The organism is Delftia sp. PE138 (assembly GCF_018320755.1).
In the GTDB taxonomy this organism is placed as follows: Bacteria; Pseudomonadota; Gammaproteobacteria; order Burkholderiales; family Burkholderiaceae_C; genus Comamonas; species Comamonas tsuruhatensis.
Genome location: NZ_JABEPN010000008.1, coordinates 231,747 through 257,649 on the forward strand (window position 1 = coordinate 231,747; position 25,903 = coordinate 257,649).

At 69.9% G+C, this 25,903-nt stretch carries 26 protein-coding genes; 15 read left to right on the forward strand and 11 right to left on the reverse strand.

The genetic code is table 11. The features are described from left to right. Positions 1-51: 51 nt before the first annotated feature. The 7 genes from HFGMBDPB_RS24280 to HFGMBDPB_RS24310 form a co-directional block, all read right to left on the reverse strand. Complete coding sequence (locus tag HFGMBDPB_RS24280; protein WP_212646459.1) at positions 52-1,077, reverse strand: 2-dehydropantoate 2-reductase; 1,026 nt, start codon at positions 1,075-1,077, stop codon at positions 52-54. An 18-nt stretch (positions 1,078-1,095) separates the two neighbouring features. Then, entirely contained in the window at positions 1,096-1,929 is an 834-nt protein-coding gene (locus HFGMBDPB_RS24285) for a class II aldolase/adducin family protein (RefSeq protein WP_257786537.1), read from the reverse strand. Continuing rightward, entirely contained in the window at positions 1,922-2,467 is a 546-nt protein-coding gene (locus HFGMBDPB_RS24290; RefSeq protein WP_123692842.1) for a MarR family winged helix-turn-helix transcriptional regulator, read from the reverse strand. Before HFGMBDPB_RS24290 ends, HFGMBDPB_RS24285 begins: the two co-directional genes overlap by 8 nt. A gap of 144 nt (positions 2,468-2,611) precedes the next feature. Next, entirely contained in the window at positions 2,612-3,847 is a 1,236-nt protein-coding gene (locus HFGMBDPB_RS24295; protein ID WP_016449084.1) for a dienelactone hydrolase family protein, read from the reverse strand. Positions 3,848-3,906: 59 nt separating this feature from the next. Further along, positions 3,907-4,434: a flavin reductase family protein gene (locus tag HFGMBDPB_RS24300; RefSeq protein WP_212646460.1), complete on the reverse strand. Its 528-nt coding sequence runs from the start codon at positions 4,432-4,434 to the stop codon at positions 3,907-3,909. Positions 4,435-4,448: 14 nt separating this feature from the next. Further along, positions 4,449-5,744: a styrene monooxygenase/indole monooxygenase family protein gene (locus HFGMBDPB_RS24305; RefSeq protein ID WP_212646461.1), complete on the reverse strand. Its 1,296-nt coding sequence runs from the start codon at positions 5,742-5,744 to the stop codon at positions 4,449-4,451. 36 nt (positions 5,745-5,780) lie between these two features. Further along, positions 5,781-6,572: an SDR family oxidoreductase gene (locus HFGMBDPB_RS24310; protein WP_012203717.1), complete on the reverse strand. Its 792-nt coding sequence runs from the start codon at positions 6,570-6,572 to the stop codon at positions 5,781-5,783. Between the two features lie 192 nt (positions 6,573-6,764). Between HFGMBDPB_RS24310 and HFGMBDPB_RS24315 the strand changes: the two genes are divergently transcribed. Further along, on the forward strand, positions 6,765-7,772 hold the full coding sequence (locus HFGMBDPB_RS24315; RefSeq protein WP_016449087.1) for an AraC family transcriptional regulator: 1,008 nt from the start codon (positions 6,765-6,767) through the stop codon (positions 7,770-7,772). Between the two features lie 18 nt (positions 7,773-7,790). Here the strand turns inward: HFGMBDPB_RS24315 and HFGMBDPB_RS24320 are convergent, their stop codons facing one another. The 4 genes from HFGMBDPB_RS24320 to HFGMBDPB_RS24335 form a co-directional block, all read right to left on the reverse strand. Continuing rightward, on the reverse strand, positions 7,791-8,561 hold the full coding sequence (locus HFGMBDPB_RS24320) for an SDR family oxidoreductase (RefSeq protein WP_013803947.1): 771 nt from the start codon (positions 8,559-8,561) through the stop codon (positions 7,791-7,793). Positions 8,562-8,699: 138 nt separating this feature from the next. Beyond that, the gene (hpaH, locus tag HFGMBDPB_RS24325; protein ID WP_209802694.1) at positions 8,700-9,503 is read right to left on the reverse strand and encodes a 2-oxo-hept-4-ene-1,7-dioate hydratase; all 804 of its coding nucleotides are present in this window, start codon (positions 9,501-9,503) and stop codon (positions 8,700-8,702) included. A 10-nt stretch (positions 9,504-9,513) separates the two neighbouring features. Further along, positions 9,514-10,200 (reverse strand): flavin reductase family protein, encoded by a 687-nt coding sequence (locus tag HFGMBDPB_RS24330; RefSeq protein WP_209802696.1) that lies wholly within the window; start codon positions 10,198-10,200, stop codon positions 9,514-9,516. Between the two features lie 39 nt (positions 10,201-10,239). Continuing rightward, positions 10,240-10,698 carry a VOC family protein gene (locus HFGMBDPB_RS24335; protein ID WP_012203712.1) on the reverse strand — a complete coding sequence of 153 codons (459 nt, stop codon included), beginning with the start codon at positions 10,696-10,698 and terminating at the stop codon, positions 10,240-10,242. Positions 10,699-10,839: 141 nt separating this feature from the next. On the opposite strand from HFGMBDPB_RS24335, the gene HFGMBDPB_RS24340 reads away from it, so the two are divergent. From HFGMBDPB_RS24340 to ssuD, 14 genes are all read left to right on the forward strand, one after another. Then, on the forward strand, positions 10,840-11,412 hold the full coding sequence (locus tag HFGMBDPB_RS24340; RefSeq protein ID WP_016454129.1) for a MarR family winged helix-turn-helix transcriptional regulator: 573 nt from the start codon (positions 10,840-10,842) through the stop codon (positions 11,410-11,412). 267 nt (positions 11,413-11,679) lie between these two features. Next, the gene (locus tag HFGMBDPB_RS24345; protein ID WP_016449091.1) at positions 11,680-12,495 is read left to right on the forward strand and encodes a MetQ/NlpA family ABC transporter substrate-binding protein; all 816 of its coding nucleotides are present in this window, start codon (positions 11,680-11,682) and stop codon (positions 12,493-12,495) included. A gap of 47 nt (positions 12,496-12,542) precedes the next feature. Then, complete coding sequence (locus HFGMBDPB_RS24350) at positions 12,543-13,349, forward strand: MetQ/NlpA family ABC transporter substrate-binding protein (RefSeq protein WP_016454128.1); 807 nt, start codon at positions 12,543-12,545, stop codon at positions 13,347-13,349. A gap of 23 nt (positions 13,350-13,372) precedes the next feature. Next, the gene (locus tag HFGMBDPB_RS24355; RefSeq protein WP_212646462.1) at positions 13,373-14,545 is read left to right on the forward strand and encodes a methionine ABC transporter ATP-binding protein; all 1,173 of its coding nucleotides are present in this window, start codon (positions 13,373-13,375) and stop codon (positions 14,543-14,545) included. Then, the gene (locus HFGMBDPB_RS24360) at positions 14,517-15,179 is read left to right on the forward strand and encodes a methionine ABC transporter permease (protein ID WP_012203707.1); all 663 of its coding nucleotides are present in this window, start codon (positions 14,517-14,519) and stop codon (positions 15,177-15,179) included. The genes HFGMBDPB_RS24355 and HFGMBDPB_RS24360 overlap by 29 nt, the downstream gene beginning before the upstream one ends. Positions 15,180-15,262: 83 nt before the next feature. Further along, on the forward strand, positions 15,263-16,555 hold the full coding sequence (locus HFGMBDPB_RS24365; RefSeq protein ID WP_212646463.1) for an SfnB family sulfur acquisition oxidoreductase: 1,293 nt from the start codon (positions 15,263-15,265) through the stop codon (positions 16,553-16,555). Positions 16,556-16,560: 5 nt separating this feature from the next. Beyond that, a complete protein-coding gene (locus HFGMBDPB_RS24370) occupies positions 16,561-17,838 on the forward strand; it encodes an SfnB family sulfur acquisition oxidoreductase (protein ID WP_046988047.1) in 1,278 nt (425 codons plus the stop codon). Positions 17,839-17,863: 25 nt separating this feature from the next. Beyond that, on the forward strand, positions 17,864-18,688 hold the full coding sequence (locus HFGMBDPB_RS24375; RefSeq protein ID WP_012203704.1) for a MetQ/NlpA family ABC transporter substrate-binding protein: 825 nt from the start codon (positions 17,864-17,866) through the stop codon (positions 18,686-18,688). A 25-nt stretch (positions 18,689-18,713) separates the two neighbouring features. Next, on the forward strand, positions 18,714-20,078 hold the full coding sequence (locus tag HFGMBDPB_RS24380; RefSeq protein ID WP_212646464.1) for an LLM class flavin-dependent oxidoreductase: 1,365 nt from the start codon (positions 18,714-18,716) through the stop codon (positions 20,076-20,078). 125 nt (positions 20,079-20,203) lie between these two features. Continuing rightward, positions 20,204-21,514: an acyl-CoA dehydrogenase family protein gene (locus tag HFGMBDPB_RS24385; RefSeq protein WP_212646465.1), complete on the forward strand. Its 1,311-nt coding sequence runs from the start codon at positions 20,204-20,206 to the stop codon at positions 21,512-21,514. 271 nt (positions 21,515-21,785) lie between these two features. Then, a complete protein-coding gene (gene msuE, locus HFGMBDPB_RS24390; RefSeq protein WP_212646466.1) occupies positions 21,786-22,403 on the forward strand; it encodes an FMN reductase in 618 nt (205 codons plus the stop codon). Continuing rightward, positions 22,400-23,581, forward strand: a complete 1,182-nt coding sequence (locus tag HFGMBDPB_RS24395) for an acyl-CoA dehydrogenase family protein (RefSeq protein WP_043791122.1) — start codon at positions 22,400-22,402, stop codon at positions 23,579-23,581. Before msuE ends, HFGMBDPB_RS24395 begins: the two co-directional genes overlap by 4 nt. Positions 23,582-23,590: 9 nt before the next feature. Beyond that, positions 23,591-24,751, forward strand: coding sequence for a sigma 54-interacting transcriptional regulator (locus HFGMBDPB_RS24400; RefSeq protein WP_212646467.1), 1,161 nt, complete (start codon positions 23,591-23,593; stop codon positions 24,749-24,751). Next, positions 24,748-25,902, forward strand: coding sequence for an FMNH2-dependent alkanesulfonate monooxygenase (gene ssuD, locus HFGMBDPB_RS24405; RefSeq protein ID WP_016450170.1), 1,155 nt, complete (start codon positions 24,748-24,750; stop codon positions 25,900-25,902). Before HFGMBDPB_RS24400 ends, ssuD begins: the two co-directional genes overlap by 4 nt. Position 25,903: the final 1 nt, after the last annotated feature.

Below are 25,903 nucleotides of genomic sequence, written 5' to 3' on the forward strand. Positions count from 1 at the left end.
GAGGCGTAGTCTACGGTTGCGTGCTGCAGGCCGGTACTGGCCCTTGCGGCGTCAGGCCATCAGCCCCTTTTGCCGCGCCTGCAGCCGCGCCAAGCCCAGCAGCGCATCGGTGAACGGGGTGTCCACGCCGCACAGCTGGCCCATTTCGCGCACCGCGCCCACCAGGGCATCGAGTTCCACGGGCTTGCCCGCTTCCACGTCCTGCAGCATGGAGGTCTTGAAGGCGCCCAGCTTGAGCGTGACCGCATGGCGGTCTTCGGGCGATTCGTTGATGGGCAGGCCGATGCGCGCGCCGATCTCCTTGGCCTCCAGCATCACGCGCGTGATCAGGCCGCGCACCAGGTCGTCGCCCAGGATGCGGTCCGAGGTGGCCCCCGTCAGCGCGCTGACGGGGTTGACGGTCATGTTGCCCCAGAGCTTGTACCAGGCGTCGCGCTGGATGTTGTCGGAGACCTTGGCCTCGATGCCGCCACGCTGCAGCAGTTGGGCCAGTGCCGCCAGGCGCGGCGTGGGCGGCTGGCCGGGCCCTGTGGCCAGGGGCTCGCCCAGGATGAGGCTGTTGCCGAAGTGCCGGCGCACCACGCCGGGCGCATCGTTGGAGCAGCTGGCATGGACCACCGAGCCCAGCACCTGGCCCAGCGGTATGGCTTGCGCAATGCGGCCTTCAGGGTCCACGGCTTTCAGCTGCTTGCCGCGCACGCTGGCATCGACACCGCCGTGCAGGAACCACCAGGGCACGCCGTTCATGGCCGTGAGCACCACGGTCTGCGGGCCGATCAGCGGGGCGATGCGCTCGGCCACATCGGGCATGCCCGGCGCCTTGACGGAGATGATGACCAGGTCCTGCACGCCCAGGGCGGCCGGGTCCTGTTCGGCACGCAGCGCGAAGTGCTCGCGCTGCTCGCCGTGCACCAGGGTCAGGCCCTCGGTGCGCAGGGCCTGCAGCGCGGCGCCGCGCGCCACGGCGCTGAGCTGGCAGCCGGCGCGGGCCAGGGCCGCGCCCATCCAGCCGCCGATGGCACCGGCGCCGAAGATGCAGGCCTTGTCGAATGAAATGCTTGTCTGTTCCATGGTCATGCGAGGGAAGCTCCGGGTTCAAAGATCGAGATAGCTGCTGTCGCGCCGGTTCACACGGCGCACCAGATGGTCGAACACATCGCGGGCACCGCCGTGGCTGGCGTTGAAGGTCAGCGAGTCCTCGTTGCAGCGCTGGGCCATGGCGTCGGAGACCATGCGCGGCGCGCCCATGGACAGGGTGGCCATCTGCACGTCGCAGGCGCGCTGCAGCGTCCACAGCACCACGAAGGCCTGGGGCAGGTCGCTGCCCCAGCTGAGCAGGCCATGGTTGCGCAGGATCACGGCCTTGCGGTGGCCGATGCTGGCCAGCAGGCGCGGCCCTTCGTCGGCATGGATGGTGATGCCCTCGAAGTCGTGGTAGGCCACCATGCCGTGCAGCTGGGCGCTGTAGAAGTTGCTTTGCGACAGGCCCTGCTCCAGGCAGGCCACGCCCATGCCCGAGGTGGTGTGCGTGTGCATCACGCAGTGGGCGCCCGGCAGTCCGTCGTGGATGGCCGCATGCACGACGAAGCCGGCCGGATTCACCGGATGCCGCGAGCCGTCCAGCACCTCGCCGCGCACATTGATGCGCACCAGGTTGCTGGCCGTGACCTCTTCGTAATGCAGGCCGAAGGGATTGATCAGGAACTGCTTTTCACCGCCCGTCACGCTGTCGGGCAGGCGCACCGTGATGTGGTTGTAGATCAGTTCGTCCCAGCCCAGCATGGCGAAGACGCGGTAGCAGGCGGCCAGTTCGATGCGGGCGGCCCGCTCTTCAGGGTGCATGGAGCAATTCATGGTGTGGCTCGTGGGGTGGGTTCTGAGGTGGGTCTTGAGGTGGGTTGTGCAGTGGCTTGTGGGGAAATCAGGCATCCAGCCCCTGGTCCAGCCCCTGGTCCAGCGCTTGGGAGGCACGGCCCAGCTTGTCCAGGATGCGGTCCAGCATGGCGCGCTCATCTGCCGTCAGGGCATTGAGCAGGGCCGCCTGGTAGGGGCGTGCGCGGGACAGCACTTCGTCGAAGAGCGCCTGCCCTGCTTCGCTCAGCTGCAGCAGGTGACGCCGCGCGTGCTGCGGGTCGGCGCGGCGCAGCACCCAGCCCCGGTCGATCAGCGGCTGCAGCGCGCGGCTGATCTGGGCCTTGTCCATCAGGCTCAGGCGCGACAGCGCGCTGGCATGCAGCTCGCCATGGCGCTGGATCTGGCCCATGAGCCGCCACTCGGTCAGCCCCACGGGCGATGCCGGCGCGATGTAGTGGCGCGTCACCTGGGTCTGCAGCGCATTGGACAGCGCGCCCAGGCGGAAGGTGATGAAGTCCTCCAGCGCCAGCGTCTGGGGGCAGACCTGCGTGTCCGGTGCAGGGCCGGTGGCGGCATCGGCGGCAGGGATCGTGGATGTGCGTGGGCGGGGCATTGGGCGGAGGGAATCGGGCGGCGATTGCGATGGCCGCATGATCCACCAATGTTGACATATCAACATTGGTGGCAACCCTGAGAGCCCTGGCGGCCTGCAGGCCGCCAGCGGGCGCAGGGTGAAACCCGTGCGCCCGCGCCGCGCTCAACGCTTGAGCAGTTCGTTGGAAGGCAGGGTCTCGTCCAGCAGCTTGCGGGCCGTCTCCACGCCCGCCACGGGCAGCAGCGCCGGGTCCAGCAGGCCCACCTGCACCAGCACGCTGGCCTGGTCCCAGTAGATGTGCTCGTGGTAGAGCTTGTCGCCCCGGAACTTGACCACGGCCAGCAGCGGGATCTCCACGCGCCGCCCCGTGGGCCGCACGCCGGGCAGCATCCACGGGATCTCGGTGGTGTGCGTGAAGCAGAACAGCATCTCGTCCACCACCTGCGAGGCCCCCACCGTGCGTGAAATCGGGGTCAGCGACGTGTCGGGCGGATTGCTGTTGACGAAGTGGTTCGTATAGAAGGCGTGCAGGTTGCTGAAGCCCACGCCGCCGGTCATGGTGGGGATGTGGTTCACATAGGGCTCGGCCACCATGGTGGCCATGGTGTCGTCCACGTTGCGCGTGGCGAACTCGTACTCGCAGTGCTTGTCCCACAGCGCGGCCAGGTCGAAATGCGGGCCGATGGCGGACTTGAGCGTCGCAATGCTGCGTTCATGCGCCATCAGGGCCGAGGCGCGGTGGAAATGGTCGCCGCCCTTGCGCGCAAAGGCATGGTCCACGCCGGGATAGACATGCACGGCCACGCCGGGACGCCCGCCCAACGCCTGGACGATGCGCTGGCGCGCCTCGGGCGGGCAGAAGGCGTCGAGCTCGGCCACATGCAGGGTGAGCGGGCAGCGGATGCGCTCGGCCTCGTCCAGCGCCGCCTCGATGCCCACGCCGTAGTAGCCGACCACCGCATCGGCATCGGTGCGGCAGGCGGCCAGGTAGGCCAGCTTGCCGCCCAGGCAAAAGCCCAGCACGCCGGCCTTGCCGTCCGTGACCTCGGGGCGCTGGCGCAAGGCGTTCAGGCAGGCCTGGATGTCCTGCACGCCCAGGGCCTCGTCGAATCCCTTGTAGAAACCGAAAGCGCGCTCCCAGTCCGCCGGCGTGTAGCCCAGCTCCACATCGGGCTGCTGGCGCCAGAACAGGTCGGGCACCAGCACCACGTAACCTTCTTCGGCGTAGTAGTCGGCCACCTCGCGCATGGTGGCGTTGACGCCGAAGATCTCCTGCGCCAGCACCAGGCCGGGGCCGCTGCCCGAGGCCGGCACGGCCAGGTAGGCGTTGAAGCTGCCGCTGCCGTCCAGCGCGTTGATGCGCACATGGCGGCTGGCCGGGGGTTCTTTCTGCTGCATGGGTCTGTCTCCGTTTCAAAGGGTGGGGAAAGCTGCGGTGCCGCTTTTTTCATGGCCCGTCATACGCATTCGGGGTGCCGCACCGTCACCTGATAGTAGCCCGCGTGAAAGGCCAGGGGCTCGCCGTCGAAGCGTTCGCAGCGCTCGACCTGGCCGATGAAGATGAGGTGGTCGCCGCCATCGTATTGCCGGATGTTGCGGCAGACGAAGCGGGCCAGCACGCCATCGATCAGGGGCACGCCGGCCGGGCCTTCCGCGCAGTCCAGGCCACCGAACTTGTCCTGCTGCGGCGTGGAAAAGCGCCGCGACAGAAGGTGCTGGCCCGCAGCCAGCACGTGGATGGCGAAGTGGCTGGCACCCTGGAAATCGCAGACGCTGGGCGCCTGGCGCGCCAGGCTCCACAGCACCAGCGGCGGGTCCAGCGAGACCGAGGAGAACGAGTTGGCCGTCATGCCCACGCGCCGCCCGTCCGGCGCGCGCGTGGTGATGACGGTCACGCCCGTGGTGAACTGGCCGAAGGCCTTGCGCAGCTCGCGCGGATCGAAGGAGCAGGCCGTGGCGGCGGCCGGGGTGTCGCATGTGCTCATGGCGGCCTCTGCGGCTAGGCGGGGACGGCTGCCATGGCGGCGATGGCCGCGCAGCTGTCGATGTAGTGGTCTGCCTCGCCCGCGTCCGCGAACCAGGGGAAGAAGGTGCGCGGGTCGTCGAAGCCGTTGGCAAAGGCGCTGGCCAGCGGTGCCAGCGTGCCCGCGCTGGCCAGCAGCTTGAGCACATGGGGTGGCGGTGGCGCCAGCAGCATGTTGGTCCACTGCGTGACCCATTGCGCATAGCCGAACCAGTAGCGGTCGAAGGTCTGCTGCATCCAGGCGGCGTCGAAGGCGCAATTTCCGTCACGATTTCCGTCGCCATTGCCGCGCGCCAGGATGCTGCGCAGATAGGTGTCGGCGCACTTGGCCGCGTTGTTGGAGCCCTGGCCCGTGATGGGGTCGTTGAGCACCACCACGTCGCCCATGCCCAGCACCTTGCGCCCCGACGGCAGCGTGGCCACGGGCTTGCGCACCGTGGGGGCGAAGCGGCCCGCGAGGATGCCGTTGTCATCGGTCAGCGCAATGTCGCGGCAGCGCTCGGCCTCCCAGGGCACGAAGGTGTCGAGGATCCAGCGGCTGCGCTCCAGGTGCTGCTCCGGTGTCTTCACATCGCCCCAGCAGTCCATGGGGCCGCCGGGCACGCCCTCGAACACCATGATCTCGCAGGGCCCCGTGGTCGTCAGCGCCGGAAACACGAAATACTCGCCCACGCCCGGCAGCAGGTTGAAGGACACGGCGGAGAACGGCTCTCGCGGCTTCATGCCCGTCACATAGGTCAGCGCCAGCGCGCGCTGGGGCTGGTCGAAGCGCGAGCGGTGGGCATCGCGCTCGAACAGCCTCGATATCTCGCCCTTGCCGCTGGCAACCAGGGTCAGGTCATGGCTGCGCGTGCATTCCTCCAGCTCGGCGATGCCCGCGTCCTTGAGCACCAGCTCGCCGCCCTGGCGGCGGAAGTCGTCCATCCATGCGGGGATCTTCAGGCGCTGGTCCACGGACTGCGCGCCCGCGTTCAGCCGCGCCGCCCAGTCGATGGCCTTGTCGGCCGCTTTCCCGCCGTGCTGCGCCGGATGCGGCACGCACAGGCCGATGCCCTCGACCACCGGGCATTCGCGCGACCAGTGGTCCAGGCCCAGGCCGCGCTCTATCTGCAGCGCGCTGTCGAACATGCACTGGCTGGACATGACCCGGCCCTGGGCGATGTCCTGCGCCGTGCGGTTGCTCAGTATCGTGACCTGATGGCCCGCGGCCAGCAGGCCCAGGCCCAGTTGCAGGCCCGACTGGCCGGCTCCGACGATGGCGATTTTCTTCATGGCTGTCTCCTTGCGGCTCCGTGTCCGTACTGCGTACTAGTCCATCAATTGGGGAATGGCGGCCACGGCGCGCTCGGGCCCCATGGCGCCGTAGCCGCCGTCCACCGCATAGTCGGCCCCCGTCACGAAGCTGGCATGGTCCGAGCACAGGAACAGCACCACCTGGGCCACCTCATGCGGATCGCCCACGCGGCCCAGCAGGTGAAAGGGCGCGGCCACGCGGTCGGTCTTGGCGCGGTCGCCGCCACTGAGCCGGTCCATCACCGCCGACCAGGTCCAGCCCGGGCAGACGCTGTTGACGCGGATGCCATCGGCCGCCAGGTCCATGGCCATGCTGCGCGTGAGCTGCTTCATGGCCGCCTTGCTGGCCGGGTAGAGCCAGCGACCCGTCTGCGCGGCCTCGGAGGAGATGCTGGTGAAGTTCACCACGGCCCCGCCACCGGCGGCCACCATGTGCGGGTGCACGGCCTGCAGCATGGCCACGGCGCTGGCCACGTTCACGTTGAACGAGGCCAGCCAGTCGGCACGCGGCGACTGCAGGCCCTCATCCACATAGGAGCAGGCCAGGTTGACCAGGATGTGCACGCCGCCGTGCCGGCTGCATGCCTGCTGAACGCAGGCGGCGACCTGCGCGTCGTCGGTGATGTCGGTGCGCACGAAAAGCGCGCCCTCGCCCAGCGCATCGGCCAGCACCTGGCCGTTGTCGGCATCGATGTCGGCAATGACCACCTTCACGCCGGCCGCGTGCAGCGCACGCACCACGCCGGCGCCTATCAGGGTGGAGCCGCCGGTGACGATGGCGCTTTTGCCTTCGAGTCCCTTGAACATAACGCTTGTTCTCCCGTGTGGATGCCAGGCCGGGCTGGCCTGTGCAGCACACGTTACGGGGGCCCGGGCCGCGCAGGCATCCGGCAAGCGCAGGCACTGTCCCTGGCGCGCAGAAATTGGCTCCCGGGGAATGGTCCGAATTGTGGGAGCGGGTGGTTTTTGCTACGTTCTGCCCAGCCTATGGAACACGCCATGCACACACCGCTGCCCCTGCAGCGCTACCGGCTTTTCGAGAGCCACGACATGGACGAGGCCCGCGAAAGCGTGGCGCGCGTCTTCTGTCCGCATGGCCTGGGCATGCTGCGCCCGCGCGCCGAGCTGGACGCCTGCCACCACAGCGCGCCGCTTTCCCGCAACGTCAGCCTGAACTATGTGCAGTACGGCCCCGGCGTGCACATCGAGCCCGGCTACCTGCGGGACTTCTTCCTGCTGCAGATTCCCCTGCGCGGCAGTGCCGAGATCCGCTGCGGCGCGCAGCAGGTGGATGCCACGCCGCGCCTGGCCTCCCTGCCCTCGCCGACCGAGCCGCTGTCCATGCGCTGGGCCGACGACAGCCCGCACCTGATCGTGCGCATGGCCCGCCCCGCCCTGGTGGCGCGGCTGGAGGCGCTGCTGCAGGCGCCCGCAGGCCGGCCCCTGGTGTTCGATCTGGGCGTGCCGCTGGACCAGCCGGCGCTGGCACCGCTGGTGCATTTCATCGACTGCCTGCGGCACACGCTGGATGCGGGCAACGCCCTGCAGGCCACACAGGCGCTGGCCCGGCATGCGGAGGAATACCTGCTGACCAGCCTGCTGATGTCGGCCACGCACAGCCACAGCCGCGCACTGGCCGGGGACAGCCGGCGCAGCCTGCTGCCGCGCGGCGTGCGCAAGGCCCAGGAGTACATGCAGGCCCATGCCGACCAGCCCCTGTCGCTGGCCGATGTCTGCCGCGAGGCCGGCTGCAGCGCGCGCACGCTGCAGGCCGCCTTCCGCCAGCACGCGGGCATGGGGCCCATGGATTTCCTGCGCCAGCTGCGGCTGGACCGGGTGCGCGCCGAACTCCAGGCAGCCAAGGGCCCGGGCGCCGCAGCCGGCTCCGGCGTGCGCGACGTGGCGCAGAAATACGGCTTCCTGCACCTGGGCCACTTCGCGGCCCAGTACCGCAGCCGCTTCGGCGAGCTCCCGTCCGAGACGGCGAGCCGCCGCGTGCAGGCCTGAGGGCCTGCCTTTGCCGTTTCAGCCCCGGCCCACGAAGGGCATCTTGGTGGCCATCACCGTGTGGAACAGCACATTGGCCTCCAGCGGCAGGCTGGCCATGTAGAGCACGGACTGGCCCACCACATCCGCGTCGATCAGCGGCTCCACCGCGATCTCGCCATTGGCCTGGGGCACGCCCTTGGCCATGCGCGATGCCAGCTCGGTCATGGCATTGCCGATGTCGATCTGGCCCACGGCGATGTCGTAGGCACGGCCGTCCAGCGCAGCGGTCTTGGTCAGGCCCATGACGGCATGCTTGGTGGCCGTGTAGGCACTGGAATTGGGGCGCGGCGCATGCGCGGAGATGGAGCCGTTGTTGATGATGCGGCCGCCGCGCGGCGACTGGTCGCGCATGGTGCGAAACGCCTGCTGCAGGCAATAGAACATGCCGTTGAGGTTGACATCGACCACCTCGCGCCACTGCTCGGGCGTCCAGTCCAGGAAGGAGCCGGGCGGATTGCCCCGGCCGGCGTTGTTGAACAGCAGGTCCACGCGACCGAAGCGCTGCACCGTGCGCGCGAACAGCTGCTCCACGGCAGCCGGGTCGCTGACATCGGTGGCAATGCCCAGCATGCGCTCGCCCGCGCCGTACTTTGCCTGGGCCTCGGCGCAGGTCTCATCCAGCGGCGCCTGGCGGCGGCCCGCCACCACCACCTGGTAGCCCGCGCCCGCCAGGGCCAGCGCCACGGCCTTGCCCACGCCGGTTCCTCCGCCCGTGACCACGGCCGTCTTTGCGTTCTTCATCTCCATTGCTTGTCCATCCTGTAGTGCATGTATTGCAGCCGCCGCCCGCGCACCGGTGGCGGGCGGCGCCGCTGCATTGTCGGCGACGCGCCGGGCCTGCGGACTGTGCCGCAGGCGACACCATCGCCGCACTGCGGACGAAGCTCAGGCAAAGCGCCAGGCAATGGAGCCCAGCGGCCCGTAGTCCACATGGAAGCTGTCGCCGGCCTGGGCCGTGACGGGCCGCGTGAACGAGCCGGCCAGCACCACCTGGCCTGCGTCCAGCTGCTCATCCCATTGCGCGAGCCGGTTGGCCAGCCAGGCCACGCCCGTGGCCGGATGGTTGAGCACGGCGGCCGCCACGCCGGATTCCTCGATCACGCCGTTGCGCTGCAGCAGCGCCGACACCCAGCGCAGGTCCACCGCGTCTGGGCGCACGGGCCGCCCGCCCATGACGATGCCGGCATTGGCCGCGTTGTCGGCGATGGTGTCGCGCACCGTGCGCATGGCCTGGGTATCGCGGTCCTTTTGCTCGATGCGGGCGTCGATGATTTCCACGGCGGGCACCACCCAGTCGGTGGCGGCCAGCACATCGCACAGGGTGACGCCCGGCCCCTTGAGCGTGCGGCCCAGCACGAAGGCCAGCTCCACCTCCACGCGCGGAGCGATGAAGCGCGCAAAGGGAATGTCGCCGCCGGGCTCGAAGAACATGTCGTCCAGCAGGGTGCCGTAGTCGGGCTCGGTGATCTGCACGGCCTGCTGCATGGCACGCGAGGTCAGGCCGATCTTGTGGCCCCTGACCGTGCGGCCCTCGGCGCGCTTGAGCCGAATCCAGGCGCGCGAGATGGCGTAGCCGTCCTGCACCGTCATGTCCGGATGGCGGCGGGAAAAGTGCCGGACCTGCACGCGGCTTTTTTCGCTGGCGTGCAGCTCGGCCGCCAGGCTGTCTATGGTGTGTTGCGCAAGCATGGGCGGCCCTTCAGCGCGCGGCGGCGCCATCGTCGGTCCAGGCCAGGTAGCTGTCGGACACGCCCTGGCGCTGCATGGCATCCCACTGCGCCACCGAGGGCGTGGGCATCTGGAAGGCATCGCCCACGCGGCCATACCAGCCGGGGTTCTGCAGCCGCGCGATCAGCTCCATGGGCGCGGGGTCGAAGTACATGAGCTCGCCATCGACCACGGCCGCATCCATGACATGGGCGGCCAGCACGTCGGCCAGCACCAGGCTGCGCACGCCGTCGATATCGATGATCTGGCGCACGCGGCACTCGAAGGACGCAGGGCTGTCCACGATGCGCGGCGCCTTGACGCGCCGGGCATCGCCCAGGACCAGGCCGGCCTGGGCCGACTCGTCCACCTGCGCGCCGAACTCTATGGCCGTCACCGCCATGCGGCGCGCCAGCGGCTCGGACACCAGGTTCACCACGAACTCGCCCGTGGCCGCGATGTTGCGCGCCGTGTCCTTGAGCACCCCCTGGCGCGAGCCGATGCACACGCACAGCAGCGGCGGATCGCCCGACATGGCGTTGAAGAAGGAAAACGGCGCGACGTTGACCGTGCCGTCCCCGTCCACCGAGCTGATCCAGGCGATGGGACGGGGCAGAACCAGGGAGTGCAGGATGTTGCTGCGCTGCTCGCTGTTGAGCGATTGCATTTCAAAGTACATGGGAATCCGGAGGGGAAGGGAAAAAGGGAGGGCGTCGCGTCACTCGTTGCCGGCGCGCGCCGCGTCCTGCTCGGCCTGGGCGATGCCCGGGGCGCGCGCATTGGACTGGTGCAGTTCCACCAGGTTGCCGGCCGGGTCGCGCAGGAACAGCTGCTTGAGGCTGGGCGATGCCACGTTGTCCAGCGTGAAGTAATCGACGCCGCGCGCCTGCAGCTCCTGCTCGGCGCCGAGGATGTCGTCCACGGCCAGCGCGATGTGGTTGGACACAGGGTCCTTGCCCGGGCCCTGCGCATAGCGCGACGGCCCCTCGCTGCCGAGGATGTGCAACTGGCTGCCGTTGGGCAGGTTGATCCAGGAGCCGTAGATGCCGGGGATCTTCCAGCGCGCGGCGTCCTGGGGCAGGTTCAGCACTTCGCGGTAGAAGTCGAGCATGGCGTCGGCCTGGGCGTGGTTGACGCCGAACCCGACATGGTGGAGTTCCAGAACTTTGATGGGCATGGGATGTCCTTGCATATTTGTGTGCTGCCAAATAATACGATTAACGTACTATACATAAAGCGTAATATATGAAAGCCGTAAAATCAACCGCCCTTTCTTCTCCCGGCTTCATCCCGGCCTCAACCGCTTCCATCCACTCCAATGAGTCCGCGCAAGACCGCTGCCGCACCGGCCCCCGACTCCACCCCCCTCGCCAACGCCCCCGAAGCGCTGCGCCCGCACCTGGCCCTGATGGCCGAGACCGCGCAGCCCGGCACCGACACGCCGGCCGCCGGCCTGGGCCTGCTGCTGCTGTGGCTGGCCGACGATGTGGAGCAGCGCGCCAACGCATCGCTGCAGGCGTTCGGCCTGTCCGAGAGCAAGCTCGACGTGCTCATGATCTTCGGCCTGGCCGAGCGCGGGCTGCTGGGCGACACGGTGGTCACGCCGTCCTATATCGCCAGCTACGTCGGCGTGACGCGCTCGTCGGTGACGGGCCTGCTGGACTGGCTGGAAAAGCGCTCGCTGCTGGCGCGCAGCCTCAGCCAGGAAGACCGCCGCAGCTTCGACCTGGCGCTCACCGACCAGGGCCGCGAGGTGCTGGCCCGCGCGCTGCCGGCCTTCTGGCGCATGTGCGAGTCCCTGGTCGACTACCTGGACGAGGGCGAGCGCGCCAGCCTGCAGTCCATCCTCTTCAAGGCCTGGACGAGGATGAAGGCGCAACAGGGCGCTTGATCCTGCGAGCGCGGCAGGCCTCCCTGGCTGCCGCAAGCCTGCGCAGCCGGCGCGGTGCCATATTTCGCGCGGGCATAAGCTCAATCTTGCCTGTGCAAAATTTCCTTTGCGATCAATGCCTTGCGCCGCGCATGGCTCGCTATAAGGAAATGTGAATTCCGTCGTGGTGCGCGCCGGGGCCGGGTGTTGCAATGCCTTCAGAGGCCATGCCGGCAGGCGCCATGTGGGCGCCGGCGCCGGGCCTGGCCGAGCTGGAGGAACCACGCCTTGCCCACGCGCAGAAACACATTGCTCTGGTCGCTCGCCGCCACGCTGGCGCTGCCCGGCCTTGCGGCGGCCGCCGCGCTGAAGATAGGCGTCACGCCCGGCTCGCTGGCCGACTCCGTGGAGGTCGCCGCCAAGGAGGCGCGCGCCCAGGGGCTGGACGTGCAGGTCATCGAGTTCACCGACTGGACCACGCCCAACACGGCGCTGGCGGCCGGCGACATCGACCTCAACTACTTCCAGCACCAGGCCTTCCTGGACAACGCCATCCGCGAGCGCGGCTATGCCTTCACCAGCGTGGCCACGGGCCTGCTGCCCAACATCGGCCTGTACTCGCTCAAGACCCAGCGCTTTGCCGACCTGAAGGAGGGTGCGCGCGTCGGCGTGGCCAACGACCCCGTCAACCAGGGGCGCGGCCTGCTGCTGCTGGAGAAGGCCGGCCTGATCCAGCTGCGCGAAGGCAAGGGCCCGCGCGCGGGGCTGGACGACATCGTGTCCAACCCGCGCAGGCTGCGCTTTGTCGAGATCGAAGGGCCGCAGCTGGTGCGCGCGCTGGACGATGTGGACCTGGCCCAGGGCTACCCGGCCCACTTCGTCAACGCCGGGCGGCCGCAGGTGGCCGGCAATGCGCTGCTGTATTCGGGCATTGACGACCTGTACTACGCCATCCGCTTCGTCTCGCGCCAGGACAACGCCCGGGACCCGCGCATTGCGCAGTTCGTGCGCATCTACCAGACCTCGGGCGCCGTGCAGGCGCAGATCCACAAGTCATTCGCCGCCAACGACAGGCTGTACAGCCTGCCGTGGCGCAAGCCGTGACGCGGCCCCTTCCTGCCTTTTTCGAACCTTTTTTTCCGGAGATCCCGATGAAGCTTTCCCGTGCCCTGATCGCCCCGCTGGCCGCCCTGGCCCTGTTCTCCGCCCACGCTGCCGACAAGCTGCGCATCGGCGTGGTGCCCGGCGCCTACGCCGACTCGGTGGCCGTGGCCGCCAGGGAGGCCAAGGCCCAGGGCATCGATGTGCAGGTGGTGGAGTTCACCGACTGGACCACGCCCAACGTGGCCGTGGACTCGGGCGACCTGGACATCAACTACTTCCAGCACCAGCCCTTCCTGGACAACGCCATCCAGAAGAACGGCTACAAGCTGGCCAGCGCGGGCACGGGCATCCTGGCCAACGTGGGCCTGTACTCGCTCAAGCACAAGGCCATCGCCCAGGTGCCGCAGGGCGGCAAGGTGGGCATTGCCAACGACCCCGTGAACCAGGGGCGCGGCCTGCTCTTGCTGCAGAAGGTGGGGCTGGTCAAGCTCAAGCCCGGCGTGGGCTACCTGGGCAGCCTGAATGACATCGTCGAGAACCCCAAGAAGCTCAGCTTCGTCGAGGTCGAGGGGCCGCAGCTGGTGCGCATCACGGGCGACGTGGACATCGCCCAGGGCTACCCGCACTTCATCGTGGCGGCCAAGGCCTTCGATCCGTCCAGCGGGCTTGCGTATTCGGGCATCGAGGATGCGCGCTTTTCCATCCAGTTCGTGGTCAAGGCCAACCGCACGCAGGACCCCGTGGTGCAGAAGTTCATCCGCATCTACCAGAACTCCGATGCGGTGAAGGCCGAGGCCCAGCGCGCCTTCTCCAACGACAAGCGCCTGTACAACCTGGCCTGGGTCAAGCCCTGAGCGGCACGGGGAGGACTTCAGCCATGTCAACCAGCATTGCAGCCAGGCAGCCCCTGGCGGACAGGCCGGCCCATGAGGCGGGCAGGCGCTCATCGGCAGCGGCCGGCAGCACGCGGGAATCCATCCGCGGACCCGGCGCCGTGGCCTTCAGCGGCGTGGGCAAGACCTACCAGTCTTCGGCAGGACCCGTACAGGCGCTGGACGCGATCAGCCTGGAGATCGCGCCGGGCAGCATCTTCGGCATCATCGGGCGCAGCGGCGCGGGCAAGTCCAGCCTGCTGCGCACCATCAACCGGCTGGAGCAGCCCAGCAGCGGCCAGGTGCGGGTCGACGGCGTGGACATCGGCACGCTGGACGAATCGCAGCTGGTGCAGCTGCGCCGGCGCATCGGCATGATCTTCCAGCACTTCAACCTGCTGTCGGCCAAGACGGTGCATGACAACGTGGCCCTGCCCCTGCAGGTGGCGGGCCTGCCGCGCGCACGCATCAATGCGCGGGTCAATGAGCTGCTGGCCCTGGTGGGCCTGCAGGAGAAGGCTGGCACCTATCCGAGCCGGCTGTCGGGCGGGCAAAAGCAGCGCGTGGGCATTGCCCGCGCCCTGGCCACCGACCCCGAGATCCTGCTGTGCGACGAGGCCACCTCGGCCCTGGACCCCGAGACCACGCAGTCCATCCTGGAGCTGCTGCGCACCATCAACCGCAAGCTGGGCATCACCATCGTCCTGATCACGCACGAGATGAGCGTGATCCGCGAGATCGCCGACCGCGTGCTGGTGCTGGAGCAGGGCCGCATCGCAGAGCTGGGCGAGGTCTGGAAGGTCTTCGGCAACCCGCAGCACCCGGCCACGCGCGCCCTGCTGGCACCGCTGCAGCACGGCCTGCCCGACGACCTGCGCCAGCGCCTGCTGAGCACCGCGCCCGCAGGCCGCCACGAACGCATCCTGCAGCTGGCCTACCGCGGCGAGGACGGGCTGGAGCCCGACTTCCCGCGCATCGCCCAGGCCCTGGGCGGCCGGGTGCGCCTGCTGCATGGCGGCGTGGACCGCATCCAGGGCCATGCCCAGGGGCAGCTGCTGATCGCGCTGGGCGGCGGCACGGCCGCGCATGACTGGCACACATTGACGCAGGGCCCGGCGGCCATTGCGCATGACATCAAGGATCTCGGATATGTCGCTGAATCTGTCCATTCCCATTGAGCGCTACGGCAACGCGCTGGCCGACACGCTGATGATGGTCGGCGTCTCGGGCGGCATCGCGCTGGCAGCGGGCATTCCGCTGGCGGTGCTGCTCATCGTCACCGCGCCCGGCGGCTTCCTGGCCTCGCCGCGCACGCACCGCGCGCTGGGCAGCGTGATCAACGGCTTCCGTGCCACGCCCTTCATCGTGCTGCTGGTGGCGCTGATCCCGTTCACGCGGCTGGTGACGGGCACCACCATCGGCGTGTGGGCGGCCATCGTGCCGCTGGCCATCAGCGCCACGCCGTTCTTCGCGCGCATCGTCGAGGTCAGCCTGCGCGAGGTCGATCCCGGCCTCATCGAAGCCGCCCAGGCCATGGGCTGCCGCAAGTGGGACATCGTGCGCCACGTCTACCTGCCCGAGGCCCTGCCCGGCATCGTGGGCGGCTTCACCATCACCCTGGTGGCGCTGATCAGCTCCTCGGCCATGGCCGGCGCCGTGGGCGCGGGCGGCCTGGGCGACCTGGCCATCCGCTACGGCTACCAGCGCTTTGACACCCAGGTGATGCTGCTGGTGATTGCCGTGCTGATCGCGCTGGTCACCGTGGTCCAGGTGCTGGGCGACCGCTACGTGCGCCGGCTGCGCAGCCGCTGACGCTGAAAACAGGCACCACGCCTTTCCCTCCGGGGCCGCCGCCTGGCGGCCCTCTCCCCACCGACTCAGCAACGAGGCACGGAATGACCACACCGGATGCCCTGGGCGCAGCCTTGCCCGGCAACACACACCACACCCCGGGCGGGGCGCTGCGGCGCCTGCCCCTGCCGCCCTCCACACCGCACCGCATCACCAGCGAGGCCGAGGCCCTGCAGGCCGCCCAGGCCCTGGCCGATGAATGGCGCGTGGACGCAGCCGCCCGCGACCATGAGCGGCGCCTGCCCTGGCAGGAAATCGAGCGCCACACGGCCAGCGGGCTGGGCGCCATCACCGTGCCCCGCGCCTACGGCGGCCTGGGCGCCTCGTACGAGACGCTGGCCCAGGTCTTCGTCACGCTGTGCGCGGCCGACCCTTCGCTGGGCCAGATTCCGCAGAACCATTTCGCCGTGCTGCAGAACCTGCGGGACATGGGCAGCGAGCCCCAGAAGCGCCGCTGGTTCGCCGACGTGCTGGCCGGCCACCGCCTGGGCAATGCCGGGCCGGAACGCAAGGGGCGCGCCGCGCATGTGCTGGAGGCCACGGCGCGCCTGTCGCGCGATGCGGCAGGCGGCCTGCGCGTCAGCGGCACGCGCTTTTACTCCACGGGCTCGGCCTTCGCGCACTGGGTGCCCTTCCGTGCCCAGGACGAGGAGGGCCGCATCGTGCAGGTCTGGGTGCGGCGCGATGCGCCGGGCGTGACCGTGTTCGACGACTGGGATTCCTTCGGCCAGCGCACCACGGCCAGCGGCAGCGTGCAGCTGGACCAGGTGCAGGTACAGCCCGAGGACGTGGTGCCTGCCTGGCAGTTCGAGGCCACGCCCTCGCTGTCCGGCCCGGTGTCGCAGCTGATCCAGGCCTCCATCGACGCGGGCATTGCCCAGGGCGCGCTGCGCGACGCGGTGGACTTCGTGCGCGACAAGAGCCGGCCCTGGATGGACTCGGGCGTGGCGCGCGCCAGCGACGATCCCCACCTCATCCACGAGGTCGGCCAGCTGCAGATCGAGGTGGATGCGGCCTATGCCGTGCTGCTGGAGGCCGCGCGCACGCTGGATACGCTTGCTGCAGCGGCGGGTGGCGCGGTGGACGAGCAGGCCAGCGCCCAGGCCTCGGTGGCCGTGGCCGAGGCCAAGATCCTCACCACCGAGGCCGCGCTGCAGGCCGGCGAGCACCTGTTCGCGCTGGCCGGCTCCTCGGCCAGCCGCGCTGCCCACCGCCTGGACCGCCACTGGCGCAACGCCCGCGTGCACACGCTGCACGACCCCGTGCGCTGGAAATACCACCTGCTGGGCAACTACCTGCTCAACGGCGCCCTGCCGCGCCGCCACCAGTGGAACTGACCGCCATGACACAGACATCGACCCAAGAGCTGCAGGCCCTGGCCTCCACGCCGGGCAGCCAGCCCGCTCCCGCAGCGCCTCCGGCCCGGCCCGCCCACATCATCGGCAGCGAGGCCGAGGCGCTGGAAGCGGCCCGCAGTTTTGCCGCCCTCATCGCCCCCGGCGCGCTGGCGCGCGACCGCGACCGCCTGCTGCCCTGGCAGGAGGTGGAGCAGTTCAGCCAGAGCGGCCTGTGGGGCATCACCATTCCCCGGGAGTACGGCGGCGCGGGCGTGTCCACGGCCACGCTGACGCGGGCCATTGCCCTGATTGCGGCGGCCGATGGCAACTTCGGCCACATTCCGCAGAACCACTACTACTCGCTGGAAGTGCTGCGCGTGGGCGGATCGCCCGCGCAAAAGGCCTTCTTCTATGACCGTGTGCTGCGCGGCGAGCGCCTGGGCAATGCGCTGGCCGAGATCGGCCACCGCGACTTCCAGCGCCGCACCCGGCTGCTGCGCGACAGCGGCGGCTGGTTCGTGCAGGGGCGCAAGTTCTATTGCACGGGCGCCCTGTTCGCGCACTGGATTCCCACCCTGGTCAGCGCGCAGGAAGAGGCGCCGGGGCACGGCGAGCGCATGTATCTGGTCTTCATCCCGCGCGATGCGGCCGGCGTCACCGTCACCGACGACTGGGACGGCTTCGGCCAGCGCGTGACGGGCAGCGGCTCCGTGCAGTTCGACCGCGTGCGCGTGGAGCCCGAATGGGTGGTGCCCTTCACCAGTTCCTTCGAGCGGCCCACCACCATCGGCCCCTTTGCCCAGATCATCCATGCCGCCCTGGACGCGGGCATTGGCCACGGCGCGCTGCAGGCCGCCCTGCCCTTCATCCGCGAGCATGCGCGGCCCTGGGTGGACGCGGGCGTGGCCAGCGCCACGCAGGACCCGCTGCTGCTGCAGCAACTGGGCAATGTCCACGTGCGCCTGCGCGCCGCCGATGCCCTGGTGGCCCGCGCGGCCCTGGCCGTGGACGCCGCCCAGCGCGCGCCCACGGACGACAGCGTGGCCGCTGCCTCGGTGGCCGTGGCCCAGGCCAAGGCGCTGAGCACCAGCGCCAGCCTGCTGGCGGGCAGCAAGCTGTTCGAGCTGGCGGGCACGGCCTCCACCCTGGCGGGACAGGGCCTGGACCGCTTCTGGCGCAACGCGCGCACCCACACCCTGCACGACCCCGTGCGCTGGAAATACCACGCCGTGGGCAACTACGTGCTCAACGGCATACGCCCGCCGCGCCATGGCGCGCTCTGACCTTTATCAACGACACAGGAATGCAATGATGACAACGACCTCCCCTACCCTCTGGCCCCGGCTGGCCGCCTTCCTGGGCGCTGCCCTGCTCGCGGGCAGCGCCCTGGCCGCGCCCCTGAAGATCGGCGTGGTGCCGGGCATCTTCGCGGACTCGGTGGAAGCCGCCGCCAAGGAGGCCAAGAAGCAGGGCCTGGACGTGCAGGTGGTGGAATTCACCGACTGGGCCACGCCCAACGTGGCGCTGGACGCGGGCGATATCGACCTCAACTACTACCAGAACAGCAACTACCTGGCCAATGCAGCGCGCAGCAAGGGCTTCAAGTTCACCAGCGTGCAGGCGGGCATCCTGTCCTACCTGGGCCTGTACTCCACGCGCCACAAATCCCTGGCCGACCTGCCCACGGGCGCCAAGGTGGCCATTGCCAGCGACCCCGTCAACGTGGGCCGCGGCCTGCGCCTGCTGCAGCACGCGGGCCTGATCACGCTGCGCCCCGACACCGGGCTGCTGGGCACCCAGGCGGACATCGTCTCCAACCCCAGGAAGCTGCAGTTCGTGGAGATCGAGGGCCCGCAGCTGGCCCGCACCACGCCCGACGTGGACCTGGCCCAGGGCTTTCCGTATTTCATCATCGCCTCCAAGGCCTTCGATGCCAGCAAGGGCCTGGCCTACACCAGCTACGAGGACGACTCCTGGGCCATCCAGTTCGTGGCCCGCAGCGACCGCGCGGCCGACCCGCGCATCGCCCGCTTCCTGGACATCTACAAAAACTCCGACGTGGTGCGCAAGACCATCCACGCCTTCTACCTGAACGACCAGAAGCTCTACCGCCTGGCCTGGTTGAAGAACTGACGCAACGGACTGCAGGACCCGCCCCATGACGCAAGCCAAGCGCCACATCCACGTCAACGCCTTCAACATGAACTGCGTGGGCCACATACACCACGGCCTGTGGACCCATCCGCGCGACCGCTCCACCGAGTACGGCACGCTGGCCTACTGGACCCACATCGCCAGGGTGCTGGAGGAAGGCCTGTTCGACGGCATCTTCATCGCCGACGTGGTCGGCTACTACGACGTCTACCAGGGCGGCGTGGACCTGACCCTGCGCGAAGGCATACAGCTGCCCGTCAACAACCCCTGGCTGCTGGTCTCGGCCATGGCGGCGGTGACGCGGCACATCGGCTTCGGCCTCACGGCCACCGTGGGCGCGCACCAGCCCTATACCTTCGCGCGCGACGTGACCACGCTGGACCAGCTGACCAACGGCCGCATCGGCTGGAACATCGTCACCGGCTATGTGGACAGCGGCGCGCGCGGACTGGGCCAGGACGGCCTGGCCGAGCACGACAGCCGCTACGACCGCGCCGACGACTTCCTGGAGCTTTCCTACAAGCTCTGGGAAGGCAGCTGGGAAGAGGGTGCCGTGATCGCCGACAAGGCGCGGCGCATCCACGCCCTGCCCGGCAAGGTGCACCCGGTGGTGCACGAGGGGCCGTTCTACCGTGCCAACGCCATCCACATGAGCGCGCCCTCGCCCCAGCGCACGCCCGTGCTGTTCCAGGCCGGCACCTCGCCGCGCGGGCTGCGCTTTGCAGGCCGGCATGCCGAGGGCATCTTCATCGGCGCGCGCACGCCCGAGGCCGCGCGCGAGGCCTCGCGCCAGCTGCGCCAGGCCGCCGTGGACGCGGGCCGTCGTCCCGAGGACATCAAGATCTACGCCGGCGTGGCCGTGGTGCCCGGCCGTACCGAGACCGAGGCGCGCGAAAAATACGCCGACTACCTGGCCCACGCCAGCGCGGAAAGCGGGCTGGCCCACTTTGCCGCCAGCACCGGCGTGGACTTTGCGCAGTACGGGCTGGACGACCCCATCTCCTTCGGCAACACCAACGCCATCCAGTCGGCGGCCCAGGCCGCCCAGAAGCAGGGCTGGACCACGCGGCGCAAGCTGCTGGAGCAGTTCACGCTGGGCAGCCGCTACGCCACCATCGTGGGCGACCCGTCCCAGGTGGCCGACGAGCTGGAGCGCTGGATCGACGTGGGCGAGATCGACGGCTTCAACCTGACGCGCATCGTCGCGCCCGAGACCTGGGAAGACTTCGCCCGTCTGGTCGTGCCCGAGCTGCAGAACCGGGGCCGCTACCGCACCAGCTACGGCGACGACGCCACGCTGCGCCAGCGCCTGTTCGGCCAGGGCGACCGCCTGCCCGCCAGCCACGCCGCCGCGCGCTGGCGGCGCTGAAGGCGTTGAAGGCGTTGAAGGCGCTGGCAGCGTTGCAGGCCTTCGCCCCCCTCTCCCCACCGGCCCGTGGCCCGGCCCTGCCTTGCAGGCAGGCCGGGTTGGCGGGCCTTTGAATTTGCAAAGCCATGACCACCACCCTCCCCTGCGCCACCGAGCCTGCGGCCTACGCGGCGCCCGGCCCAACCACAGACGGCCCGGCCGATCCCGACGCGCCCTCGCTGCCATCCCTGCAAGCACGCTTTCGCCCCGTGTTCGACCGCATCGCCCAGGGTGCGGCCGAGCGCGAACGCACGCGCAGCCTGGCCCATGAACCCATCGCCTGGCTGCGTGACAGCGGCTTCACCGCGCTGCGCGTGCCGCGCCGCCTTGGCGGAGCCGGCGCCAGCGTGGAGCAGCTGTTTGCGCTGTGGACCGAGCTGGCCGAGGCCGACTCCAACGTCGCCCAGATCCTGCGCCCGCACTTCGGCTTTCTGGACCGCGTGCTCATCGACCGCGATGCCGCCACCCAGGCCCGCTGGCTGCCGCTGGCCGCGCGCGGCGCCGTGTTCGGCAATGCCACCACCGAGGTGGGCGCAGGCACCCTGGGCACGCTGCAGACCACCCTGGTGCCCGATGCGCAGCCCGGCTGGTGGCGGCTGGACGGGCGCAAGTTCTACAGCACGGGCACGCTGTATGCCGACTGGGTGACCGTGGTGGCGCGCGCGGTGGAGCCGGGCAAGGAAGACCAGACCGTGCACGCCGTCGTGCCCACCTCGGAGGCCGGCGTGCAGCGCTTCGATGACTGGCGCGGCTTTGGCCAGCGCCTGACCGGCTCGGGCACCACCGTGCTCAGCCAGGTGCGCGTGCCCGACGACGCCGTGATCCGCTTCCCGCGCGCCCAGCCCACGCCCCTGGTGGCCTATTTCCAGCTGGCCCACCTGGCCACCCTGGCCGGCATTGCCCGGGCCTTGCAGCGCGATGCCATTGCCTATGTGCAGGCGCGCCGCCGCGTGTTCAGCCACGGTAGCGCCACCCTGCCCAAGGACGATCCGCTGGTGCAGCACATCGTCGGCCAGCTGGCCGGCACGGCCTACATCGCGGGACTGGCCGTGGCCGACGTGGCCGCCGAGCTGGGCCGCATCGCGCGCGAGCGCGAGGCCGGGCGCCAGGTGCCGCTGCAGCAGCTGCATGCCCTGGAGCTGCGCACAGCCCAGGCCCAGGTGGCCGTGGTCGATACCGTGCTGCAGGCGGCCGCGCGGCTGTTCGAGGTGGGCGGCTCCAGCGCCCTGTCCGAAGACCTGGCACTGGACCGCCACTGGCGCAATGCGCGCACCCTGGCCTCGCACAACCCCGTGCTGTACAAGGCCCGCTCGGCGGGCGACATCCTGCTCAACGGCGCCGACCCCATCTACTACTGGCACGTGGGCGTGACGGGCGTGACGGGCGTGGCGGGCTGAAGGCCCTTGCGCGGCCGCGCTGCGCAGGGACGGGCGCAGCGGCCGTGCGCATATCGCCAGAACGCATTAGCACATGCCATGCGCCACAAAATCCCTTTCAGAAACAAGCACTTGCCAAGGCACCCAAACCGATAAGCAAATGCGTTAAGTTTCTTTCGCCATACCGGCGTTCGGCCCTGTAATGAAGGCATCCATCCCACCTCATCCGGGCTGGCAGTCTTCGCAAACCGCATGCCGCGCTGCCTCCTGGAACCCACGCCAAGGAGTTTCCATGAGCCGATCGCTGAAGACTGTCATCGTCAATGGCAGCCTGAGCCGCCCCTCCCGCACCCGTGTCCTGCTGGACGCCCTGCATGCCCGCCTGGGCCAGGAGCTGCCGCTGCAGGCACAGGTCATCGACCTGCTGGACCTGCAGCCCCACCTGGGCGCGGCCCTGTCCAAGAACGACCTGCCGCCGGCCACGCTGCAGGCCATCGAAGCCATCGAGCAGGCCGACTTCCTCATCGTCGGCGCCCCGGTCTTCCGCGCCAGCCTGCCGGGCCTGCTCAAGCACCTGTTCGACCTCATCGACCTGGACGCGCTGCAGGGCACGCCCGTGCTGCTGGCCGCCACCGGCGGCAGCCCGCGCCACGCCCTCATCCTGGACCACCAGCTGCGCCCGCTGTTCGGCTTTTTCTCGGCCCTCACCCTGCCCATTGGCGTGTACTCCACGCCCGAGGACATCCAGGACGGCCAGGTCCACAGCGAATCGCTGCGCCAGCGCATCGAGCTGACCGTGCAGCTGTCGGCCCCGGTGCTGCGCGGTGCGCTGCAGCAGCTGGTGCAGGCCGAGGTACAGCAGCCCGTTCCCGAAGCCGCCGACCTGGCCCTGGCCGGGCAGCCCGCGTGAGCCAGTCAGAGGCCGTCCCTGCGGACCCGATAGCCACTGCGCAGGATCTGGCGCAGCGCCTTGCCGCCACGGCGGCCCTGCGCGATGCCGCAGGCGGCACGCCCAAGGCCGAGCGCGATGCGCTGCGCGCCAGCGGCCTGCTGGCACTGAGCATTCCGCGCGCGCTGGGCGGCCTGGGCGCGGACTGGGTGCAGACGCTGGAGACGGTGCGCATCCTGGCCACGGCAGACGGCTCGCTGGCCCATGTCTACGGCTTCCAGCACCTGCACCTGGCCACCGTGCAGCTGTTCGGCCAGCCCGCCCAGTGGCGGCCCTGGCTGCTGCAGACGGCGCGCCACCGCTGGTTCTGGGGCAATACGCTGAATCCGCTGGACCGCCGCACCACGGCCACGCGCCAGCCCGGCCACTGGGAGTTCTCGGGCAAGAAGAGCTTCACATCGGGCGCACTGGACTCGCAGATGCTGGTGGCCTCGGCCATCGATGCCGACAGCGGCCAGTTGCTGATCGGCGTGGTGCCCACGGAGCGCACGGGCATCACCTTGCTGCGCGACTGGGACAACATGGGCCAGCGCCAGACCGACAGCGGCTCGGCCCTGTTCGAGCGCGTGCGCGTGGAGGCGGCCGAGCTGCTGCTGGACCCCGGCCCGCTGTCCACGCCCCATGCCGCGCTGCGCCCGCTGCTGGCCCAGCTCATCCTGGCCCATCTGTTCCTGGGCATTGCCCAGGGCGCGCTGGAGCAGGCGCGCGGCTACACGCTGAACGAGGCACGGCCCTGGTTCAAGTCCCCTGCCGATGCAGCCGGCGCAGACCCCCACATCCAGGCGCTGTATGGCGAGCTGTGGGCCGCGCTGGAAGGCGCGCGCCTGCTGACCCTGCAGGCCGCGCAGCGCTTTGACGCCGCCTGGCGCCGTGGCCCGGCGCTGACCGCCCACGAGCGCGGCGAAGTCGCCGTAGCCGTGACGGCCGCCAAGATTGCCACCACGCGCTCGGGGCTGGACCTGTCCAGCCGCATCTTCGAGGCCACGGGCGCGCGCGCCACGCACGCGGCGCTGCGCTTTGACCGCTTCTGGCGCAACCTGCGCACGCAGACGCTGCACGACCCGCTGCACTACAAGCTGCAGGAGCTGGGCGACTGGGTGCTCAACGGAACCCATCCGCAGCCCAGCTTCTACTCGTGACGCCGCGCCATGAACACCCGTCTGCCCACCTGGCCGCCCGGCAAGTCCTCGGCAACACCTGCGCCCGTACCTGCGCCCGCGCCCGCAGCCTCTGCCGCGCACGATGACGGCGCCGCGCCCGCGCCGTGGATACTGGAAGACCCGGCCTCGCAGGCCCTGCTCAAGACCATGGGACAGGTGGCCGCCAGCGAGGCCGGCGTCCTCATCCTGGGCGACAGCGGCGCCGACAAGGAAATGGTGGCCCGCCACATCCACCGCCTGAGCCCGCGCCGCCACGGCCCCTTTGTCGCCGTCAACTGCGGCGCGCTGTCCGAGGCCCTGATCAACGCCGAGCTCTTCGGCCATGAAAGCGGTGCGCTGACGGGTGCCTTCGGCAACCTGCCCGGCCGCTTCGAGGACGCCCACGGCGGCACCCTGCTGCTGGACGAGATCGACGACCTGCCCCTGCACATCCAGAGCAAGCTGGTGCGCGTGCTGCAGGACAAGGCGGTCACCCGCATCGGCGCCAGCCAGCGCACGCCGGCCGATGTGCGCGTGCTCGCGGCCAGCAGCGCGCCGCTGCACACCAAGGTGGCGGCGCGGCGCTTTCGCGAAGACCTGTACTACCTGCTCGATGTCGTCACCCTCACCGTGCTGCCGCTGCGCCAGCGCCCGGCCGACATCCTGCCGCTGGCGCGCCACTTCATCGCGAGCTACTGCCAGCGCATGCGCTACGCGCCCATGGCACTGAGCCAGGACGCGCAGCGCAAGCTGCTGGAGCACGACTGGCCCGGCAACAGCCGCGAGCTGGAGAACGTCATCCACCGCAGCCTGCTGCTGACCCAGGGCATGCACATCGGCGCGGGCGACCTGCACATCGCCAGCAGCCAGGGCGAGCCCGATCCCGTCCCCACACGCGAGGCCGAACACGGCGCCCAGGCCGCCGCCGCCGAACTGGCCCTGGGCGAAGCGCTGGACAGCCTGTGCGACGTGCATGCCGAAGGCCTGGAGCAGCACGTGCTGGGCGCCCTGCTGCTCAAGGCCTGGCAGCGCAACCGCGGCAACCAGGTGCAGACCGCACGCCAGCTGGGCATCAGCCGCAGCGTGGTGCGCGCGCGGCTGCAGCGCCTGGGCCAGGTGCCGGGCGAGGCCGCGCCACCGTCTTTTCCATCGTCCCCGGAGATCCCATGAGCCAAGACCCCCACGCATCGCCAGACATCTTCTGGTTCCTGCCCACCTCGGGCGACACGCGCTACCTCGGCACCTCCGACTTCGGCCGCGCCCCCACCAACGCCTACATGCGCCAGATCGCCGTCACGGCCGAGGAGCTGGGCTACGACGGCCTGCTGATCCCCACCGGCAGCTCCTGCCTGGACCCCTGGGTGGTCGCCTCCAGCCTGGTGCCCGTCACGCAGCGCATCAAGCTGCTGGTGGCCCTGCGCACCTCGCTGGGCGCGCCCGTCTCCAGCGCGCGCCAGGCCGCCACGCTGGACCAGGCCCTGGGCGGGCGCCTGCTGCTCAACGTGGTGCCAGGGGGCGATGCCACCGAGCTGGAGGCCGACGGCATCTTCCTGGCCCATGACGAACGCTATGCCTATGCCGATGAGTTCCTCACCATCTGGCGCCGCCTGCTGGCCGGCGAGGCCGTGGATTTCGACGGCAAATACTTCAAGGTCAAGCAGGGCCGCAACTTCTTTCCTCCGGTGCAAAAGCCGCATCCGCCGCTGTACTTCGGCGGCTCCTCGGACGCCGCCCACGACCTGGCCGCGCGCCAGGTGGACGCCTACCTCACCTGGGGCGAGCCCCCCGCCGCCGTGGCCGAAAAGTTCGCCGACATCCGCCGCCGCGCCGCGCAGCAGGGCCGCCAGGTCCGCCTGGGCGTGCGGCTGCACGTCATCGTGCGCGAGACCAACGAGGAGGCCTGGGCCGATGCCGAGCGCCTGATCAGCAAGCTCACCGACGAGGACATCGCCCGCGCCCAGGCCGGCTATGCGCGCATGGACTCCGTGGGCCAGTCGCGCATGGCAGCGCTGCACGGCGGGCGGCGCGACCGGCTGGAGGTGGCGCCCAACCTCTGGGCCGGCGTGGGCCTGGTGCGCGGCGGCGCGGGCACGGCCCTGGTCGGCGACGCGGCCACCGTGGCCGAGCGCCTGCGCGAATACGCCGCGCTGGGTGCGGACAGCTTCGTGCTCTCGGGCTACCCGCACCTGGAGGAGTCCATCCGCTTTGCCGAGCTGGTCTTCCCCCTGCTCGGCAAGCAGGCCGTCACCACCAGCGACCAGGCCCAGACCGGCGGCGCCTTCGACATCCGCAGTATCCAGCGCCGGCAGTCTGCATCGTGAG

Bases quoted from the DNA above. Each gene is read 5' to 3' on its own strand.
- HFGMBDPB_RS24315 (WP_016449087.1), top strand. From the start codon at position 6,765: ATGCACACACCGCTGCCCCTGCAGCGCTACCGGCTTTTCGAGAGCCAC.
- HFGMBDPB_RS24295 (WP_016449084.1), bottom strand. From the start codon at position 3,847: ATGCAGCAGAAAGAACCCCCGGCCAGCCGCCATGTGCGCATCAACGCG.
- ssuD (WP_016450170.1), top strand. From the start codon at position 24,748: ATGAGCCAAGACCCCCACGCATCGCCAGACATCTTCTGGTTCCTGCCC.
- HFGMBDPB_RS24330 (WP_209802696.1), bottom strand. From the start codon at position 10,200: ATGTACTTTGAAATGCAATCGCTCAACAGCGAGCAGCGCAGCAACATC.
- HFGMBDPB_RS24380 (WP_212646464.1), top strand. From the start codon at position 18,714: ATGACGCAAGCCAAGCGCCACATCCACGTCAACGCCTTCAACATGAAC.
- HFGMBDPB_RS24335 (WP_012203712.1), bottom strand. From the start codon at position 10,698: ATGCCCATCAAAGTTCTGGAACTCCACCATGTCGGGTTCGGCGTCAAC.
- HFGMBDPB_RS24375 (WP_012203704.1), top strand. From the start codon at position 17,864: ATGATGACAACGACCTCCCCTACCCTCTGGCCCCGGCTGGCCGCCTTC.
- HFGMBDPB_RS24350 (WP_016454128.1), top strand. From the start codon at position 12,543: ATGAAGCTTTCCCGTGCCCTGATCGCCCCGCTGGCCGCCCTGGCCCTG.
- HFGMBDPB_RS24385 (WP_212646465.1), top strand. From the start codon at position 20,204: ATGACCACCACCCTCCCCTGCGCCACCGAGCCTGCGGCCTACGCGGCG.
- HFGMBDPB_RS24280 (WP_212646459.1), bottom strand. From the start codon at position 1,077: ATGACCATGGAACAGACAAGCATTTCATTCGACAAGGCCTGCATCTTC.
- HFGMBDPB_RS24370 (WP_046988047.1), top strand. From the start codon at position 16,561: ATGACACAGACATCGACCCAAGAGCTGCAGGCCCTGGCCTCCACGCCG.
- HFGMBDPB_RS24300 (WP_212646460.1), bottom strand. From the start codon at position 4,434: ATGAGCACATGCGACACCCCGGCCGCCGCCACGGCCTGCTCCTTCGAT.
- HFGMBDPB_RS24285 (WP_257786537.1), bottom strand. From the start codon at position 1,929: ATGCCTGATTTCCCCACAAGCCACTGCACAACCCACCTCAAGACCCAC.
- HFGMBDPB_RS24310 (WP_012203717.1), bottom strand. From the start codon at position 6,572: ATGTTCAAGGGACTCGAAGGCAAAAGCGCCATCGTCACCGGCGGCTCC.
- HFGMBDPB_RS24340 (WP_016454129.1), top strand. From the start codon at position 10,840: ATGAGTCCGCGCAAGACCGCTGCCGCACCGGCCCCCGACTCCACCCCC.
- msuE (WP_212646466.1), top strand. From the start codon at position 21,786: ATGAGCCGATCGCTGAAGACTGTCATCGTCAATGGCAGCCTGAGCCGC.
- HFGMBDPB_RS24360 (WP_012203707.1), top strand. From the start codon at position 14,517: ATGTCGCTGAATCTGTCCATTCCCATTGAGCGCTACGGCAACGCGCTG.
- HFGMBDPB_RS24320 (WP_013803947.1), bottom strand. From the start codon at position 8,561: ATGGAGATGAAGAACGCAAAGACGGCCGTGGTCACGGGCGGAGGAACC.
- HFGMBDPB_RS24290 (WP_123692842.1), bottom strand. From the start codon at position 2,467: ATGCCCCGCCCACGCACATCCACGATCCCTGCCGCCGATGCCGCCACC.
- HFGMBDPB_RS24400 (WP_212646467.1), top strand. From the start codon at position 23,591: ATGAACACCCGTCTGCCCACCTGGCCGCCCGGCAAGTCCTCGGCAACA.
- HFGMBDPB_RS24355 (WP_212646462.1), top strand. From the start codon at position 13,373: ATGTCAACCAGCATTGCAGCCAGGCAGCCCCTGGCGGACAGGCCGGCC.
- HFGMBDPB_RS24305 (WP_212646461.1), bottom strand. From the start codon at position 5,744: ATGAAGAAAATCGCCATCGTCGGAGCCGGCCAGTCGGGCCTGCAACTG.
- hpaH (WP_209802694.1), bottom strand. From the start codon at position 9,503: ATGCTTGCGCAACACACCATAGACAGCCTGGCGGCCGAGCTGCACGCC.
- HFGMBDPB_RS24365 (WP_212646463.1), top strand. From the start codon at position 15,263: ATGACCACACCGGATGCCCTGGGCGCAGCCTTGCCCGGCAACACACAC.